At 39.3% G+C, this 21,879-nt stretch carries 2 protein-coding genes; both read left to right on the forward strand.

All coding sequences use genetic code 11. The annotated features are described in order from the left end of the window. Nucleotides 1-41: 41 nt before the first annotated feature. Entirely contained in the window at nucleotides 42-8,477 is an 8,436-nt protein-coding gene (locus acsn021_RS09930) for a type I polyketide synthase (RefSeq protein ID WP_184093347.1), read from the forward strand. Next, entirely contained in the window at nucleotides 8,471-21,862 is a 13,392-nt protein-coding gene (locus acsn021_RS09935; protein ID WP_184093346.1) for a type I polyketide synthase, read from the forward strand. Before acsn021_RS09930 ends, acsn021_RS09935 begins: the two co-directional genes overlap by 7 nt. Nucleotides 21,863-21,879 lie beyond the last annotated feature (17 nt).

Genomic DNA, 21,879 nt, shown 5'->3' on the forward strand with positions numbered 1-21,879 from the left:
GGCTAAAGTTTGCAGGTTTCGGAAAGGGCATGGGTATTTATATGGAAAATATAATTAATGCCGTACTTAAAATGTTGGAAAATAAAAGTATTGATGCGGAGGGGGCATTGTCCCTGCTGAATGAAGTGAGAACAGCTTATTCACAAACCATTTGTGAGAGCACTTCCGTAAAGTCAGAGCTACCTTGTGATAATGATAATAAAGTAGCAGTTATAGGCATAGCGCTCAGATTTCCAGGAGCTGATAACCCGGAAGAATTTTGGCAACGTTTAGAGGAAGGTGCGGATTGCATTACAGAATTTCCGAAAGAAAGGTATCCCTTTGAGGAATTTTATAGCGAAAATTTACAGCAGTCAGGTAAAAGCTATTCTAAATGGGGCGGTTTTATTGAGAATATCAAGGAATTTCCAACTGGTTTTTTTAAGATAGACAAAGAAGAGGCTAAATATATTGATCCCCAGCAAAGAATTTTTTTAGAGATAGCTTGTGAGGCATTTCAAACAGCAGGTTATTCAAAGAAAAAGCTATCGGGAACAAAAACAGGTGTTATCGTAGGTGCCAGAAAAAGTGGATATGATACATCAGAGGATGAAATCGGGTCACCTAAAAGCATTACCGGATCTATAACGAATTTTATAGCTACCAGGGTTTCTGATTACTTTAATCTAAAAGGCTCCAGCTTGGCCATAGATACCGCCTGCTCCTCTTCTTTGGTAGCAATACATTATGCTTGTAATATGTTAAAAAATCAGGAATGTGATATGGCTTTGGCAGGCGGGATAGACTTAAAAATAACGCCAGTGCCCTATGTAACACTTAGTGATGCAAAAGCACTTTCTCAAAGTGGAAGGTGTTATGCCTTTGATAAACGTGCAGATGGATTTGTACCGGGTGAAGGAGGGGGAGCAGTCCTCTTAAAACCTCTGAATAAAGCTCTCTTAGAGGGAGATTTTATCTATGCTGTTATATCCGGGTCAGAGGTTAATAACGACGGTCATACAATGGGGATTACTACCCCTAACTTTGAAGGACAGAAGGAACTTCTAAGACAAGCTTATAAGAAAGCAAAAGTACATCCGATGGAAGTTTCGTATATGGAAGCCCATGGAACAGGGACGTTAATAGGTGACCCGATTGAAATAAAAGCACTAAGTGAATTCTATAAGGAATACACAGACAGAAAGAGTTTTTGTGCGATTGGTTCGGTGAAAACCAATATTGGTCATCTGGATACTGCGGCAGGTATCGCTGGCTTTATAAAAGCAGTTCTTTCCTTGTATTACAAAAAGCTAGTCCCTACCTTGCATTGTGATACCCCAAATCCAAGGTTAAATCTGGTGAGTTCGCCGTTTTATCCAGTCACTGCCTTAACGGATTTTAGACCCATTGGAAAGATAAGAAGAGCAGCTGTTAGTTCTTTTGGTTTTGGAGGAACAAATTGCCATGTTATTATGGAAGAAAATAGCAGCATGCCTAAAGAAGATATAGACGCCAAAGAGGAAGGGGATTATCTGTTGACTCTTTCAGCAGAAAATGCATTAAATCTCAGTAAATTGAGCTATCTTTATCGAAAAATATTAGAAACTAATCCTGCTATTCAACTTAAAAATTTTTGTTATACAGCAAATACCGCAAGAGAATTTCTTCCCTTTCGTGCAGCCTTTTACATAAAGAATAAAAAGGAGGCGATAGATAAGTTAAAATTTGCAGAAAATCCAGAGAATAATGACGGCAGCCAGTATGGGGTATGTACGGAGGAAGAGAGAGAGAATGTGACTCCTTCTGTTGCCATGGTATTTCCAGGACAAGGCTCCCAATACAGTCATATGGCAAAAAGGTTGTATCATACACTACCCGAATTCAAAAAAGCGTTTGATTTGTGTGACGGATATGCTTTTCCTCATTTGAAGGTTTCTTTAAAAGAAGTAATCTTTCAGAAAGAAAAAGAGGAACTGCTAAACCAGACATGTTTTACACAGCCCGCTCTATTCACTATATGCTATGGGTTGGCACAAGTCTTTTTAAAATGCGGTGTAAAACCGAAAGTCGTTCTTGGACATAGCGTTGGTGAATTCGTGGCTGCTTGTATAGCAGGAATTCTCACCCTAAAGGATGCAATTGCCTTGGTTTGTATGCGAGGAGCATTGATTCAAAAATTACCGCAGACCGGAAGCATGTTAATTGCCCGCGAACAGTATAGCAAGATAGAAGAAATCATACAGGAGCTGACGGAAGAAGAGAAGAAACAAATATCCATTGCTGCAATTAACAGTCCGTCAAATACGGTTGTATCAGGGGACAACCAAGTTATTGATTCGATGGTTTTGTTATTACAAAGCAGGTTAGTACGCTGTACTAAATTAAATGTTTCACATGCTTTTCACTCCCTGCTTATGGAACCAATACTGCAAGAGTATATGCAAATGCTTAACAACCTGTCATTTCATCCTGTTAATATTCCATTCATATGTAATGTTACCGGAGAATTGTTAAGGAAGGGTACCTTGGACAAAGAATATATGGGCAGACATTTGATACAGAGAGTAATGTTTGAAAAAAGCATAGAAACAGCTCTTTCTATCGGTGTCAATATTTTTCTGGAAGTTGGGCCCGGTACAACAGCATCCAGTATGATGAAAGACATAATAAGAGATAAAAATGGAACACACATCCTTCACACGCTGGATAGAAAAAATGATGATGTAGCGACAATATACCGAGCAGCTGCGAAGTTATTTACCCGAGGCGTTAATATTGAATTCCAAAACCTTGAGTATCGTAAGGTAAGAACGGAAAGAATACCAACCTGTCCTCTAGTAAAAGAGACCTGTTGGATAGAGCAGCACAGATCAGTCAGATTGAAGCAGGTTAAAACAAATGAAGAGATAATAGAGAGTATCAGTAAAAACAATCCATTATTGGAAGATCACATCGTAAAGCAAAATAAGATATTTCCGGGAGCTGCCTTATGGGAAGTGGTTATGCGAAATGCGACCCTGCAATACAAAAGGAAGGTAACCGGCTTAAAGCAGATAAAACATATTTCTCAACTTGCACTTACGACCGGAAATCAATTACATATTAAAATTAACTATGAGAAAGAGACTAGCGGTAATTTCAAGGTACTCTATTGCACTGATCTGAAAAAAGACTGGAAACTTTGTGCCAGCGGTACGATTGATTTTGAGCAGCATGCGGCAGAGGAATACCTAGATGTAGAAGGTCTTATCAGAGAATTTAAGGAGTCGGACTATACAGTTAAGGAATTATACAATCAGTTTAGTCAAAAGGGTGTTGATTATGGAGACACTTTTCAAAGTATTGAAAAAGTTTGGACGAAGGATAATCAGGTAATTGCAAAACTAAAAATTCCGGAACGTATGAATGATAAAGAACACCTGTATCATCCCGGTTTTGTTGATGGGGGTCTGCAATCTATTATAGGACTAAAACAAGAGAGCCAAAAGGACGCCTATATACCCTTTTTTGTAAATCAAGTCAGAATGCAACAGCCATTACCCTGTGAAGGGTATAGTGTTTTAACTATGACGGGTAATAGCAAGGAAGTGCTTACCGTTGATGTTGTAATAACTGATATGGCAGGAAATGTGAATTTAAGAATTACAAAGCATGCCTTTAAAAAGATAAGGGAAAAAACAAGTACCAGTACTTCCTTAAGTGAAATTATGGGCAAAGGGTATTTCTATATACCCAAATACATAGAAAAACCAACTGACATAATGGGGAGTAAGGAGTCCTATTCGGTAGTTTTATTCGGAGATAATGATACCAGTATACAACGTATTATTAAGGGCTTTCATGCGCATACTGTGCCTGTAATTTGCTGCTGCAAGGGCAAAGATTACAAGGAAATGAATGGACAGACAGTAGAAATGGACTTTCAATCTGCTTCACATTACACGCTGTTGTTTGATAAGGTAAAGGGAGAAGGCTTTCAAAATATTAAAATAATTAACCTTTTACCAAAGACATATGTTTCGGATATAAGCCGGGAACGTGATAAGTATTTTACTTGTTCGGAAGAGGTATTAGCAGACTTTACCCGGTTGCTTCAAGCAATAGAGAAGATACCGAATAATAACGTAACGGAGATAATTTCAGTATCTGTTGAGGATTCCGGCAATGCTTCTATGTTTGATACAACGAAATCCGTTATTGCAGGCTTTATGAAATCAGCACAAAGAGAATATGTAAATATAAGATTTAAGCTTTTACAAGCAGATACCACAGAAGGTTTGTATGAATATATTATAAAGGAAATTAACAATAAAGATACGGATAGCATGATTCAGTACTTAGGAGGCAGGAGAAAGGTACAATCGCTTGAGCCGGTTCAAAAAAGCCAATATTTAATTGAGGGAATAGAAATAAAAAAAGATGGTACTTATATCATTACCGGAGGACTGCACGGAATCGGCTTTCAACTGGCAGAATATATTTCTGAAAAGTATGGTGCAGATTTAATTCTGATTAGCAGGAGTAGTTTTCCTGACAAAAGTACGTGGCAGAAGGTTCTTGAAAAAACAGCAGAGCAAGATGAGACCGCTATGAGAATAAGGGCCTTACAGAAAATGAATCGGAATGGTTCATGGATTGATATTATTAATCTCGATGTTTCAAAGGAAGCTCAGATTGAGACTCTTTGTGACCAGCTATTAACTAAACGGCATGTAGACGGCATCTTTCATTTGGCTGGAGTACTTAGAGATTCCCTGATAAAGAATAAATTTATTGCCGATATCGGGAAAGTTTGTGCGCCAAAGATACGGGGCAGTATACACATAACAGAAGCTTTTAAAAGCTTCAACCCCTCCTTTATCATATTATTTTCCAGTATAGCGTCCTTTTTTGGAAGTGTCGGTCAGGCAGACTATGCTGCTGCCAATGGTTTTATGGATGATTACGCAGACTACATAACCACGAATCTGGGCATAAAAGCCATAGCAATTAATTGGACCATGTGGGATTCTGTTGGAATGGGAGCACGCAGTGGACAAGTTGATGCCAAAAAAAGCATAGGGCTTACCCCTTATTCAATTGAAGGTGGATTTGAAGCACTTGAGCAAATATTAAAGCTTTCTGTTAGTCAGGTGATTGCTTTTAATAACCCTATTGAAGCGCTTAAAGCAAGCGTAGAAGAAAAGGACACAAAGGGGGAAAGGGAGGAGAAGTTAGAAGCAGGGTCAGTAGATAGGGAAGAACTGGAACTCGCACTTGAAAAGGAGTTAACAGAAAAGGTTGCAGAGATTTTGGATGTTGGTACAGAAGACATTAACAGTTCTGTTAACTTTATGGAGCTTGGTCTGGATTCTGTTTCTATTGTTGATTTTACAACCTGGGTGGGGGAACGGATAAAAGAGGAACTTTACCCCACGCTATTATTTGAGTATTCAACAATAAAGGAATTAACAGCCTACCTTTTGGAAAACCATTGGGAGTCTTTTGGAACGCCAAGGAACTCAAAACCGGTGACAGCAACAGATGGTACTACTGCACAGGTAACGTATACGGCAGCAGATGTAAAATCCATGGAAGTGTACAAAGAAAATACAGTAAAAATGGATACAGTAAAAGAAAAAAAAAGTAAAAAAGAAATCGTCATAGATGAAAAGAGTAAAGAAGAAATAATAAAAGAAGATACAGCTGCTTTAGAATCAACAGACATAGCAATCATCGGATTTTCAGGGATGTTTCCTGGTGCAAAAGATACGGATCGTTACTGGGAGAATCTAAAATGCGGCATCAATTCCATTACTACACCACCTCTTAGCAGATTCCCGGATGCTTCTAAGGCTGATATTCTTGGAGGTTTTTTGGAAGGGGTAGACCTTTTTGACCCTCTATTCTTTAATATATCACCCACTGAGACTGTGTTTATTGACCCACAGCAAAGACTTTTTCTGGAAAGTGTTTTTAAGACTCTTGATATGGCCGGTTATAGCCAGAGAAGGCTTAAGCACAAAAAGGTGGGGGTCTATGTAGGGGCAAGTCAGGTAGAATATAAAAAGCTATGTGAAAACAGTGGAATTACAAGTCCCTACATGGGTCTTGGAAATTCTCTTTGTGTAATCGCTAACAGGGTATCTTATTTACTAAATTTGAAGGGCCCCAGTATGGCAGTTGACTCAGCGTGTTCCTCTTCTTTGGTAGCCTTGGAGATTGCTTGCAGAGCAATACAGAATAAGGAAGTAGATATGGCGGTTGCAGGTGGGGTTCAACTTTACTTTACTACAGATTCGTTTCAAGTGTTTAAAGCAGCAGGGATGTTATCCAGTGAGGGAAAATGCAAAACTTTCGATGCAGCGGCAGATGGATATGTAAGAGGAGAGGGCGTAGGGGCAGTACTATTAAAGCCATATGATAAAGCGGTTTCAGAGGGTGATTTAATATATGCCGTAATAAAAGGAATTGCAGTTAATCATGACGGCAACGATAAAGTCGGAATTAGTGCTCCCAATCCGAACGGTCAAAAGGAAGTAATACTTGAAGCAATCAAAAAAGCAGGAATACATCCGGAAGATATCAGTTATTTTGAGGCACATGGCACAGGAACCGCTTTGGGGGATCCGGTGGAAATACGGGGTTTGTCACAGGCATACGGTGCTTATACGAACAAAAAATCATTTTGTGCAATCAGTACGGCTAAAACCTCCATCGGACACTTGGAAGCTTGTGCAGGGATGGCAGGATTGATAAAAACCATATTAATGTTTCAGCACAAGGAGCTTCCTAAAAGCCTTCATTTTAATAAACAAAATCCCCATATCCCATTTATTTCGTCTCCTTTTTATATCAATGACAAACTAAAACACTGGGATAGCAACTCTAAAAAAAGATATGCTGCCGTTAGTTCTTTTGGTTTTGGCGGAACCAACTGTCATGTAGTACTTTCTGAGCATATACAAGAGATTAAGGAGATAGTAAGGGAAGATGAAAAAAAACCACAGGTATTGGCTTTGTCTGCAAGAAGTCAGGGTGCTTTAGAGGAGATGATAAAAGATTTTTTTCGGTTTGTTAAAAAGAATTCTTATGTATCACTAAAAGATATCTGTTATTCACTCAATACCGGAAGGGATATGTATGAATATAAGGCATGTTTTGTTGCGGAATCGCTTCCTGTTCTAAAAGAAAAATTAGAACGAACCGTACAAAAGGGCATTAAGAGTATGGCAGATTCTCAGTATATTATGTATGGTGACAATAGCAGCAAATCAGAACGATTCGCAGTTATGTTAAATCAAGAGGTACATAATCATAATAAGCAAGGGGAGCTGAAAAGCTTAAAGGATTTTGATGTATTTCTACTATGCAACGAGGTGGAAGAGATTATATCTCAGATTACAGGTAAAAGCCTTGAGGAGCTTATAAATCAGGAGCAATACAGTTGGGACTGGCTATCTTTTATCACAGGCTATATAAAGATTAAAACTCTGAAACAATTGGGCCTAGAGCCGTCAGTTTATATAGTATCTGAATCTCAAAAATTACTGGCGAGTGTATTAACTGATACCACTACCTTAATAGAAGCAATTACAATTTTGCATCATCAAGAGCAGGCGTGTATAACACTTAATTTAAAAAAGACAGTAATTATGGAAGATGGAAGACTACAGGGAGCATCTATGGGGTATTTAAGAGATAGGCAAATAGAAAATGTATTTGTATTTAATGAGAATATGATTCATATCAATACCAAACCGCTGGAAGATACCTTTATAAAACTATGGGATACAACTAGTTATACCTTATCACACATGGCAGCCCTGGCCTTTACCTTAGGTTATGAACTGGACTGGTTAGCTTATTACCGGAATGAAACATGCAACCGGGTAGTACTTCCAGCATATCCATTTCAGAAAAAAAGTTATTTTATTCCTTCTACAAAACAGAAAGAGGCTCAAAGTATGGAAGAGTCTCGTAGGAAAGAAGAGCTTTCCGGTAAGAAAGACACCGAAGAGGTTCTTATGGGAGTCGAAATGGAACTTCTTTCTGATAATAAGCAGGATTCCTCAAAAAGTAAGTACAAGATGCAGCCTCATAAATCCTATCAGGATATGACACTTTTATTAACGGGCATATTATCCAAACTATTAACTTTGAAAGAGGAAGAAGTTAATATTCATTTGGATTTTAGGAACTATGGATTGGATTCGTTACTAATAGCAGATGCAGTAAAGGCCATAGAAGAGAACTTACATATAGCATTACCACATTCTATATTTATGGAGTATAAAACCGTAGAAGAGTTATCCGGTTACTTAAGTGAGAATTATGGTAAGCCGGTACCCGATGATATAAAACCAATAAATGTTCCGATTCATAAAAACCAGGAAGAGCAGCGAACCATCAAGGAACGAAGAATGGTTATCCTAAAAGAGGTGGCAGAGGGAGTAACGAATAAAACAGTAGCTCTCAATGCACTGTTGCACTTAGAGGGAGGTGAACGACAATGCTGAAAAATATTGAACTTATATTAGCAGAGCTTGAAGAGGGCAAATTAACTCCTGATAAAGCCTATTCTATGATATATGAGAAAAAAGGTAAGGAAACCTCCGGTATAGAGGAAGGGAATAATGAGATAGCTGTTATCGGACTTTCCTGCCGTTTTCCCAATGCAGACACAATGGATGCTTATTGGGATATTTTAAGTGAGGGCAAATCCTGTATAAAGGCCATACCAAAAGAACGTTGGGATTTTAATCATGAGCTTGAGAAGAAGGGAATCAAACCTACTTCTTCGATGTGCAGAGTTGGTGGATTTCTTAAAGAGATAGAGAACTTTGATGCTGCCTTTTTTGATATCTCCAACCAGGAAGCCTGCCTTATTGACCCCCAACAGCGGCTGCTGCTTGAGGTGGTACAGGAAGGAATCGAACATGCAGGGTATTGTCATAAAAGTTTCTCAGGAAGTAACACCGGAATTTTTATTGGTGCCAGAGATGGAAAGTATGAGCCGGTAACAGCAGATGAACATAAGAATGCCCGGGTTCGATTAACTGGTACTCTGGGGAATTTTAATGCCGCTCGTATATCCAATTACTTTAATCTAAAAGGGCCCAGTTTGGTATATGATACTGCTTGTTCCTCCTCTTTAATAAGTACGCATTATGCCTGTAAGAGTATTTTAGCAGGAGAATGTGACATGGCAATTGCAGGAGGTGTTCACTTATGTGTGAATGCAGATACTTATATATCACTTAACCTAATGAATCAAACACTCTCTAAGAATGGAAAATGCTATGCCTTTGATAGAAGGGCAGAGGGATTCGTACCTGGAGAAGGGGTCGGAATTGTTGTTCTGAAACCGTTAAATAAGGCAATAAAAGACAGGGATACTATATATGCGGTTATTAAAGGCTCTGCCGTCAATAATGATGGGTACACCATCGGAGAGACAACACCGGATTTGGATGCAGAACAGCAAGTCCTGGAAAGGGCTTTACAAGATGCTAAGGTGGACGCAGCAACGATTTCCTTAATTGAGGCACATGGAACGGGAACCATGATTGGAGATCCCATTGAGGTAAGAGCCCTTGCAAAAGCATTTAATGAATATACGGACAAGAAATCCTTTTGTGCTTTAGGAAGCGTTAAGACCAATATAGGACATTTGGATACGGCAGCAGGCATAGCAAGCCTGATAAAGGTTATTCTAGCTTTATATTATAAAAAGATACCCCCTACACAAAACATAGATATGCCAAATCCCAGAATTAATTTTGTAGATTCTCCTTTTTATCCTGCGGCATATTTAGAAGACTGGAAGCCGGTTCAGGGAGTAAGAAGAGCCGGTGTAAACTCCTTTGGTTTTGGCGGAACCAACTGTCATATGATACTGGAAGAGGGCAGGGAGAATCAGTATCTGGATCAGGAAGAGAATGACAGAAGCAGACAACTATTTTTATTATCTGCCAAGTCTGGTGAAGCATTAGAAAAAGCAGCCGAAACGTATGCCAATTACTTAGCAAAGAGGGAGAGCGAAAACTTAGGAAACATATGCTATACCACCGGAACAAGCCGGCGTTTTTTTGATAACAGATTAGCTCTGATTTGTTCGGATACCAGGGAGCTAAAAGAAAAGTTAAAAGGTATAGAGTTTCTTACCGGAGAATGTAAGACACCCGGTAAGGTAACCTTTTTATTCACGGGACAAGGTGCTCTGTATTCGAATCTGGCAAAGGAACTATATGAGAGACAGCCGGTGTTCAAAGAAGCACTGAATTCGTGTGACCGGATATTCAACCAACTGAGCGGAACCTCCTTACTAGCCTTACTATATGAATCGGATGGTACAGTTCTAAAAGAAACCGCAGTAACCCAGCCTGTTACCTTTGCAGTATCCTATGCTCTTGCCAGGATGTGGATGGCTTTTGGCGTAACACCAGAGGCGGTACTGGGACACAGTGCAGGAGAATATGCAGCCGCCTGCATCGCCGGAACTTTTAGTTTGGAAGACGGCTTAAAGTTAATTACCTGGCGGGGAAAGCTGATGCAGGAAAAGTGCAGACGAGGAGCTATGGCAGCACTTATGTGCAGCAGAGAAAGGGCCGAAGACTTCCTTAAGGAGTTAACAGAAGAAGAACAGAAAACGGTATCCATCGGTGCGCACAATGGGGAGACGAATACCGTCATCTCGGGTGAGCAGGAAACGATTGCAGTACTTATCAAAAAAGCAGAGGCCGAGAAGATACGTGCTGTGTATCTTGAAGTATCCCACGGATTTCATTCTCCTATGATGCTTCCCATGCTAAGAGACTATGAGAAGATATTAGAAGAAGTGGACTTTAGAGAGAATCAGATACCGATTATAAATGGCGTAACGGGAGAACGGATAAAAGGCCAAATCCTTTCAAAAGAATACTGGTTACAGCATGTGCTTGCACCTGTAAACTTTTATAAAGCCATAAAGATCTGTGAAGCAGAGGAGATGGAGATACTCTTAGAAGTCGGAGCAGGTAATATACTAAGTAATATGGCTAAGAAGATAATAAATAAGAAAGACATATGTATTATGCCGACTCTAGTCAGAGGGGTACCGGACTGGCATACAATACAGGAAGCAATGGCTTCGTTGTATGTAAGAGGTGTCACATTAGAGTACGAGGTGTATGATAAAGGATATCAAAGAAGACGTATTGCATTGCCGACCTACCCTTTTAACGTTAAAAAACAGCAAGAGTCCATTGGCAATGTTAGCAAGGAAGATGTAATACTATCACCAAAACCTATCAGAGAAGAAAAATATAAGATATTCCAAACTGTTAAGGCAAAAGATAAAGTTGAACATTTGTTAATGCAGATGATCGCAAAGGTTTCAACAGTAACATCAGATAGCATCACTGCTACAGATACCTTTTTGAATATGGGACTTGATTCTAACTCCTTAATCTATATCGCTTCTGAGATAGAAAAGGAATTTCACATAACCTTCGTTCCTTCGGCTTTCTTTGAATATCAGTCCATTGAGAAACTGGCGGAGTTTTTAACAGAAGAATATGGGGATAAACTGCATCTTTGTAAGGAAAAAACAGATACGGTAAAAGTCCCGGTGGCACAACCTATGATATCCTCTGATGTGGAAAAAGACCAAAGTGAGTGGCAGAGAACAAGTACTAATGATATTGCTGTTATCGGTATGGCAGGGCAATTTCCGGAAGCAGAAAATCTGGAGATTTTTTGGGATAATCTTAAAAGGGGTATGGACTGCGTAACAGATATTCCGGCTTCCAGACTAGATTTGGAAACCTATTACAATTGTGATAAAAAAGCAGAAAATAAAACCTATCTTAAAAGAACCGGTTTATTAAAAACGGTAGAACTCTTTGATCCGGAGTTCTTTAATATATCTCCGAAAGAAGCAAAAGACATGGATCCGCAGCAGAGACTTTTATTACAGGGAGCATATCATACACTGGAATCAGGAGGATATGCAGGGGATTGTCTGAGCGGAAGTGATACCGGGATATTTGTGGGAGTAGCGCATACCCAATATAAAGAAGAAATTCCCTATATTAATACCTTTACACCACTAGGGAATCACGAGGCAATGCTTGCTAACAGATTGTCTTACTTTCTGAATTTTAACGGGCCATCTATGGTGGTTAACACCCAGTGTTCTTCTTCTTTGGTTGCTGTCCATCTGGCTTGCAAAAGTATATTAAACGGTGAGTGTACACAGGCATTGGCAGGGGGTGTTATGGCGGTCTTTAACCCGATATATTACCTAAGTGGAAGTAAGTTGCAGGCCTTTTCTTTGGAAGGGAAATGTAAAACGTTTGATAAACAGGCGGACGGCTATGTTCCGGGGGAAGGTTACGGAATGGTTTTGCTAAAGCCCCTTAAGAAGGCTTTAGAGGATTCGGATAAAATATTTGCGGTTATTAAAGGGTCAGCAGTGAATCATGGCGGAAAAGCCAACAACGTATCGGCACCAAATGCTAAGGCTCAGGAAATGGTTATCAATGGGGCTCTTGCGAATGCAGGTTTAACGGCAGATGATATCTCCTATATTGAGGCGCATGGAACGGGTACTGTGTTAGGAGATCCGGTGGAGATACGGGCACTTACTGCTGCTTATCAAAGAGAGACAAAAAAAAGAGGCTATTGTGGAATCGGTTCTTTAAAATCAAATATCGGGCATTTAGAATCAGCAGCCGGTATAGCCGGAATCATTAAGGTTATTCTTTCTATGCAGCATAAGGAATTGCCTCCCACCATACATTTCAACCAGCTTAATCCGTTTATAGATATACTTAACTCACCATTTTATATTAACGATACGTTAGGGGAATGGAAATGTGAGGGTCCAAGGCGGGCAGGAGTTAGTTCATTTGGTATGGGAGGAACCAATGCACACATTATTTTGGAGGAAGCACCTGTAAGTAAGAAAGCGAAACTAAAAGATAGAAAAAGGGATTCATATAATATCTTAACCCTTTCTGCAAAACATAAAGAAGGGTTAGAAGAGCTTGCCGTCTCCTATAAGGAATTGTTGAAGACAGATAACTCTTATGACTTACAGGATATATGTTATAGTGCCGGTACCGGGAGAGGCCATTATGAGTATCGTTTGGCACTAGTTGCGGATACTAAAAATCAGGCAATTGAAGCATTAGGGAATTTCGTTCAGGGTATGCAGGATACCGGTTCCTATTACTATGGAGAAAAGCAAAATGTACTTAAAATATCACTTTGGTGTACCGGTAATTTAAAAAAGGAGACTTGTGCAAAAATAATGGTACAACTGTACCAAGAGGTAGAACGGTACCAAGCCATTATTGACAGCATCTCTAAGGTTCTTGAGAAACATGGTATTAGCTTTTTGAAATACATAAAGGAAAAAGAGTGGTTTCTGAGGGAACAAAAGACGAAGGATGAACAGGTTTGGCGATTCATGGCATTTGTTTACGAATATGCTTTAGGGAAACTTCTGGAAGCTGTGAAAATAATTCCTGCTGCAATAGGTTGCGAGGAAGAGGGGGTATACACAGCAGCTTGTCTAACTGGTTTTCTGGATGTGGAAGAGGCTGTTTTATTACTCCTAAAGGATAAGGCAGAGAGTACCGGGAAAATGAATGAAATAAGGGAGGCATTAAGAGAAGGATGGCGTGAAGATACAGATTGTACCATATACTTAGGGTATCTTACAGGTGCAGAAAGCAGTGATACAAATACGTATATGCCAACTAACAAATATGCGGCAGAAGAAGATGAAATCACTAAAAAGTCGTGTAATCTGTATGCCCAGATTCTTACCTACTTATATGCAATGGGTGCAGATATTGATTGGCGTTGTGTATATGAACAGCATAGGGCTAAAAAGGTGGAGTTACCCTTATATCCTTTTAGAAAGAAAAGCTTCTGGCTTCAGAAAGCTGAAAAGAAGGATAGTGTGAAATTGAGCGAATCTTCTCAACCTGATTTATGGGATGTAAGGGGAGCTAGCGTGAAAGAGGAAGTATATGATATCAGGATATTAAAACAAGATGAGAATCTCAGAAGTTTTAAACTGGAACAAAATACTACCTTAAATCAGCTTTTTAGTCAACACAAAGTACAAAATGAGCAAATCATGCCTGCTACCGGATACGTGGATATTATGCTGTTCCTGCTAGAAAAATATTATGAGAAATTACCATCTGTATTTAAAGCGGTAACAATCTTAGACAGGATTACCTATGAACACTTAAAAGATGGTGCATTATTAATCGAATGTGAAGAAAGTAATAAGGGGATAGACTTTTCAATTTACCGCAGAGCTTATGAGGGGAAAGACTCCAAAAAGACAAAATGTGTTACGGGAAAGGCTATTTTTCTAAAGCCAGAACTACAGGAGCCTTTACCTGTCGGGAGGATAGAGGATACAGACACTGAGAATGCAAAGGCGATAGAAGGTAAGGAAATCTATAGAGCCTATGAAGGTATAGGAATGGATTACGGTAACTCCTTTAAAGGCATACAATCCATCCTTATCAGTCAAAATAGCTTTGTTACCTATTTGCATTTGGAGGAACAAAAACCCTTAGCCTATTTCCACTGCCACCAGGGAATGTTAGACAGTGGGTTACAATCTATAATCGCTGCCTCGCTCTTAAAAGAAGAGGACACAGCAGAGACTTATTTTCCTTTTTATTATCAAAGCATTGCATTTTTTGGAAAGCTGCAAGAAAAAGATTACATATGCTATGGGAAGATAAAAGAAGAAGCTGGTAATGTCTCATCTAATATAAAATGTGATATCAATATATACAGTTTAGATGGTAAAAGGCTAATTGCCATAGAAGATTTTACAGTGATGAAAAAGCAAAAATACCCGCAGACAGATAAGAAAATCACATTGTCTGAAGATACGTTTCGTTTCTTATATGGACTGCGGTGGGAAAAGATGAATCTGGAGGCATATAAAAGGGCAAGACCTGAATCTGGTAAATGGCTGGTATTTTCTTCGGACACCCCATGGACAGCGTCCCTTATCAAAGAATTCTATCGCCATGGACAGAATTGTATCAGACTTTCTGCAACAGATAACAAAAGACATCTTTTGGAAAGGTTAAAGCAGGAATATGCGGACATAAAAGGAATTATCTATAATGGGGTTTCTGATACTAAAGGCAACCCTCTAATCTCAGAAGCTTGTTTTTACGGAGAGGAAAGTACTGCACTCAGAGAATTATTTCAATTGGCGAAAAGCCTGGCAGATCATACAGGCAAGTCCATAGATTTTATTACCATTTCCGGGGATGCCATGGACATCGAGAACAAACAGACAGAAGTAAATCCGTTAAGTGCCTCCTTATGGGGATTAACTAAAGTAATGGATTTGGAAATTAAAAATCTGAAAGCAAGATGTATTGATTTTGATTTAAGCGGTATAAATGAATCCTTGTATTGTGTTAGTGCAGTTAGAGAAATTATATATGGTGTTGATAAGTATGTTTTATATAGCGGAGGTAACAGGTACATATCAGGGGTATACCCTCTTAAAAAGGAAGTGGAAAAAACCTCAAAGATTAGGGCGAACGGCGTATATCTTATAACTGGAGGACTTGGTGACATTGCTTTAGAGACCGGTAAGTATTTAGCAAAGCAATATCAAGTCAAATTAGCCTTCTTAACAAGAACGGCCTTACCGGACAGAAAGTATTGGGAGCATACGATACAAGGCAGTAGCAGAGACAGTAAAAGAATAAAAGCAATTCAGGAAATAGAAGCACTGGGCAGTGAAGTTAAAATACTTACTTGTGATGTTACCAAAGAAGAAGAGGTTAAAGCTAGCATTGATTTAGTAAAAGCAAGCTATGGAAGAATCAATGGAGTCTTTCATATGGCAGGCATTATAAAAGACAGGATTATTATATTTAAGTCTTGGGAGGATATGGTGGAAGTAATGGCACCTAAAGTGATTGGAGGTGAGCTGTTATGCAAGCTGTTAGTAAAGGACCGTCCGGATTTTATGGTGTGGTATTCCTCAATCTCTGCTATAACAGGCAATCTAGGTCAGGGAGATTATGCCGCTGCTAATGCTTATCTGGATGCATTGGCTTCAAAATATAAAAGTGCTCACAACATTATTTCAATCAATTGGACTTTATGGGAACAAATCGGTATGGGTACCAATCTGGTGGATAGACAAAAGGCAAATGGTGTCAAACCCATAAGAAACCAAACCGCAATGGAAGTGATGGAATATAGCCTTTTAGGGCAGTATAAGCAGGTTCTTGCAGCGAATCTAGAAGAATATGTAAGTGTCAAACCTATAAAGGAGGAGGCTGCATCAGCAAAAGAGCCTGCTGTCATTTCATATGCAGAGAATAGAAGTATCAGTCCACAGGAGGCAAAAGTAAAGATAGCCGTCTATATAGTAAAATTTTTATGTAATACCCTGGAATATGGAGAAGAGGATATAGGTACGGATACCAGTTTCTCTGAACTTGGAATTGACTCTATTCTTGGAGTGGAATTAATTCAAAAGATAGAAGAGGTGCTAAAGGTTTCTTTTAATCCAACCATTATTTATGACTATCCTAACATTGCGCTTTTATCTGAATACATTGCAGCCAATTACTTGGAAGAAGTAAAAGAGAGTAGTATCGATAATGAAGCAAAGGTTATAGCAGCAGAAATAGATACATCTGAGGAAAGTGTTCTCTATAAAACCGCTGTGAATGAACCCATTTATTCCTGCAATGTGATATATGAAGAAAAGGAAATATACGACAAAGAGAAATCGCATGACAAAAAAGGGATGTATGACGAAAATGCTACCTATGATAAAAAGGATTTATATAATGTAGAGGATATTGCCATTATAGGAATGTCTTATACCTTTCCAGGAATGGACGAGGAAAAGGATTTTCTACAGTTACTAGCAAAAGGCGATAACGGAATTAAACCGTTTCCAAAAGACCGGGGATTAAGTCCACGTGAAAGGGAGGATAAGGAGGAAGACTTCTTTGGAGGGTATATAGAGAAGGTCTATGATTTTGATCCGCTGTTTTTTAATATAACACCAAAGGAAGCGGAATTAATGGATCCGCAGCAGCGGAAGATATTAAAGATTACATGGGAAGCAGTTGAAATAGCAGGCTATGCCAACCGGATACAGGGCTCTGAGACAGGGGTATTTATCGGAATAAGCACCAATGAATATCAAACGATTGCAGGAGAGCATCATTCTCAGGTAGGAACTGGTAACGCGTTGTCCATTGCAGCTAACAGAATTTCCTATTTCTTCGATTTAAAGGGTCCGAGCCTTTCAATTGATACGGCTTGTTCCTCCTCACTGGTAGCAGTGGATGCAGCCTGTGCAAATATTAGACTTGGCAATTGTGAGATGGCAATTGCCGGAGGCGTCAATTTAATCCTCACATACAATACAACGAAAGTATTCAAAGAAGCAGGCATGTTATCTAGAGATGGAAAGTGCAAGACCTTTGATAATACAGCAGATGGATATGTACGAGGAGAAGGATGTGGGGCGGTTTTATTAAAACCCTTGAAGCAGGCACTGTTAGACCGTGATAATATAGTAGCCGTTATTAAAGGCAGTGCGGTTAATCAGGATGGGCATACCAACGGTTTAACAGCTCCTAATGGATTAGCGCAGGAAAAGGTAATCAGAAAGGCTCTAAAAATGGCAGAGGTAAACCCGGAGGACATAACCTATATCGAAGCCCATGGCACGGGAACACCCCTTGGGGATCCCATAGAGCTTAGAGCTTTGACCACTGTGTTTAGAGACTTTACGGACAAAAACGGATTTTGTGCCGTCGGTTCCCTTAAGACCAATATAGGGCATCTAGAGCCTGCTTCAGGGATTGCGTCACTTATTAAAGTTATTTTGTCATTGAAAAATAAAGTAATATTTCCTTCCTTACATTTTAATAAACTTAATAATCACATAGAAATAGCAGATTCACCTTTTTATTTTCCGGATAAAGCTAAATCATGGTCCGGTATAGTAGGTAAAAGAAGGGCAGGCGTCAGTTCCTTCGGATTTGGCGGAACCAACGCTCATGTAATCCTTGAAGAGGCACCTGAATGCATGGATATGCCGGTAAGGAATCAGGAATTATCCTATCTATTTACAGTGTCAGCTGGGAATACGGCCTCTTTATTCCATAATGTGGAAAAATTGTATCGCTTTTTACAGCAGCCTATGGAGAAATTCATAGCCGGAATCAGCTATACGTTAACCGCCAGGCGGAAACATTTTTCGCATCGGATAGTATTTTTGGCAAAGGATATGGCTGAAATTGTTTATAAGCTGGAATATATCTTATCGGTAAGAAGTGAACAGAGTAACAATCAATACGGATATTCCGTTGTTAAGACCAATAAAATTGCCAATACGTTCGGAAGCAACACTTTAGAACCGGAAATTTTACTTGGACTTCAAACAGAGAACCCCCATAGTATGGTGCGTGCACAGACATTAGAAAAATTAATACAGATATATCTGTCAGGCGAAAAAATAGAGTGGGAGAATCTATTTACAGAAGAAGAAAAAATCATGGTTCCGCTGCCGGCGTATGGATTTCATGAAGAAAGATATTTTACCAATAAGGGTTATACGGAGTTTAAAGTCACAAGTGAACAAGACGGTCCGAATGAGGAAGATGCTAATACTTCTTATGGTATTAATACAGAAGTGATAGAAACTATAGCTGAGGAAGTTTTACAATCTGATAGTTATTCCATAGAAGCTTTAACAGACCGGATTGGCGGTATCTTTACAAAGGAGCTCATTAATAAGTTAAACTTTAAGGAAAGTCAGATTGATATAGATTCCAGCTTAATGGATTACGGCTTTGACTCCATCTTCGCAGTATCGGCAGTTAATTTGTATGAGGAAAAGGCAGGCATACAGTTAGATCCAACCATTTTATTTGACTTTGCATCCATCAGGGAATTTTCTTTGTACCTTGCAAAAGAGTATACAAGGGAGTTTCAAAGGTATTTTTCGGAAATAGAAGACAACATGGAAGATAGTAAAAAAGATGTTGCAGGAATTACCGAACAAAAGCAAGTATATAAAGAAGATGCTATGATTATTAATGATTTCGAAAATGTTATGCCGGAAGAAAAGGCCTTTAACAAGCAATGGCAGGAAGGAATGGATATAGCCGTTATAGGATATGCCGGAAGATTTCCGAAAAGTGAAAACATTTCAGAATACTGGGAGAATCTAAAAACAGGCTTTGACGGAATCTCTTCCTTGCCAAAAGAACGTTATACTTATGGGAAAGCAGAAAAAAGTGATGCCCTAAAGCAGGTATTATCCGGCTATGTTAGAGATGCCCACAGTTTTGACCCTCTGCTTTTTAATATTTCCGGAAAAGAAGCAGATTATATGGACCCACAGCAAAGGCTTATGTTGGAAGTAGTATGGGAGACCTTAGAACAGGCAGGATATAACGGAAAAGAGCTTTCTGAGATAAAAACGGGCGTTTTTATCGGGGCAAGTAATAAGGACTACTCTTATTTAATCAGTGAAGAAGGGGAGTTTAACCCTTATATGGGAACTGGCAATGCCTTATCGGTTATTGCGAATCGGATATCGTATAGCTTTAATTTGAAAGGACCAAGTATGGCAATTGACACAGCCTGCTCCTCCTCTTTAGTAGCTATCCATTTGGCTTGTCAGAGTCTTAAGACAGGTGAATGCCAGGCTGCCATTGCGGGTGGTGTAAATCTTTTGCTGGATTATGATAATCAAGCGATATTTGAAAAAGCAGGGATGATTGCAAAGGATTACCATTGTAAAACCTATGATGAATCCGCCAATGGCTATGTAAGAGCAGAGGGGGTTGGTGCTGTCTTGCTAAAACCCCTGACCGACGCAAGGAGAGACGGAGACACAATCCATGCTGTCATAAAGGGAACCGGCGTAAATCAAGATGGTAAATCAAACGGATTAACAGTACCCAATGCCAAATCACAGATTGAGCTTTTATGTGAAACATGGGAGAGGGCAGGAATTCAGCCACAATCCATCAGCTATCTTGAGAATCACGGAACTGGGACTTCCTTAGGAGATCCCATTGAGATAAGGGGAATTACCGAAGCATTCAAGCGTTATACGGATAAAAAGGCTTTCTGCGCTATAGGTTCTGTGAAAAGTAATATAGGACACTTGGAGCCAGCCTCAGGCATTGCAGGCATCCTCAAAGTAATATTGGCTATGAAGTATGGCTCTCTTCCTCCAACCATACACTTTAGAAAGCCAAATAAAAAAATTAATTTTACGGATTCACCAATTTATGTAAATGATAGATTTGCATCTTGGCAAACCATAGACGGAACGCCAAGAAGAGCTGGTATCAGCTCCTTTGGCTTTGGAGGAACGAATGCACATATTGTATTAGAAGAACCCCAGAATATAACTCCAGAACACAGGAAAGAGTTAACCCAAAAAGCGTGTCTGTTTACCCTGTCAGGAAGAAGTCAGAAGCAACTTCAAAAATATGTAACTGATATTACTGCCTATATTCGGAAAAATAAAGAAATTGAGCCATATGACCTATGCTATACTCTGGCCACCGGCAGGCAGCAGATGGGTCATACGGTGGCCGTATGTTTTCAGAACAAAGAAGAGCTGCTTCTTAAGTTAGGCCAGATGATACAAAACCAATTGAATAGTAGCGGGAGTATTATGAGCAGCAGTTATGAGGTGAAACAACGACAGCCCATGGTTTTTATGTATACCGGGCAAGGATCTCAATATAAGGGGGCAGGATATGAACTTTATAAGACAGAACCTGTATTTAAGTCAGCACTGGATAAATGTGAACAATTACTTATGCCATACATTAATCATAAACTAACAGATTTATTATATGCAAAGGAATATGATGCTGCCTTACTGAACCAGACCAATATAGCACAGCCGCTTATCTTCTCCTTTGGGTATGCGTTAACTAACTTATTAAAGGAATGGGGCATTAGACCGGATATTGTTATGGGACATAGTGTGGGTGAGTATGTAGCGGCTGTTACAGCAGGAATACTTTCTCTGGAAGATGGGATGAAACTCATTGCAGAAAGAGGACGGATTATGAATTGTGTAGAAGAAGAGGGGCAAATGTATGCTGTTTTTGCAGATGTCGATTTGGTTAAAACCTACTTAAAAGAGTATTCTCCCAAGAGTGTAAGTATTGCTGCAATCAATACTGCGAATAACGTTGTAATATCAGGGGCTTCGGATGTGGTACGGGAACTGGCGGAACGATTAACAAAGGACAACATAAAAGTTACTAGATTGGCTGTATCAAATGCATTTCATTCACCGATTATGAATTCCATTACAGAGGAATTCAGAGCATTAGCAAATACGATTGGATATAAAAAACCAGCAATTCCAATCGTATCAAATGTTGATGCCGATATCTTTATGAATAAAACCTTTCATGCCGAGTATCTGGTTAAGCATTTACTACAGCCTGTGAAGTTTATGGACAGTATAAAACTGCTGTATGAAAAGGGGTATAGAGTTTTCGTTGAAATAGCGGGCGGTCAGACTTTGGTTAATATGTGCAAGGATATACTAAAGGATAAAAAGGATTTTCAACTGATACCAACACTACGTTCTTATAAAAGCAGCCGGGAATCCATTAACGAAGCACTGGGACAATTTTATACCTTAGGCTGTAAAGTGGACTGGAATAAGGTTTATTTCTGGAATAAAGGCCGGAAAATACCCCTCCCCCCCTATCCTTTTGATAAAAAAACGTATTGGTTTAAGGATTTAGGGGAGAGAAAGGAAGGTTGTAAGACAGAAGCTGAAATTAAGAAGGAAGCAGCAGATGGCTTAATATTAAAGGGTAAAAGAATCAATGCATAGGTACAGGGAGAAAGCAG

It is taken from the genome of Anaerocolumna cellulosilytica (genome assembly GCF_014218335.1).
Classification (GTDB): Bacteria; Bacillota; Clostridia; order Lachnospirales; family Lachnospiraceae; genus Anaerocolumna; species Anaerocolumna cellulosilytica.

Excerpts from the sequence above, each read along its gene's own strand:
- acsn021_RS09930 (WP_184093347.1), top strand. The coding sequence starts at position 42 with ATGGAAAATATAATTAATGCCGTACTTAAAATGTTGGAAAATAAAAGT.
- acsn021_RS09935 (WP_184093346.1), top strand. The coding sequence starts at position 8,471 with ATGCTGAAAAATATTGAACTTATATTAGCAGAGCTTGAAGAGGGCAAA.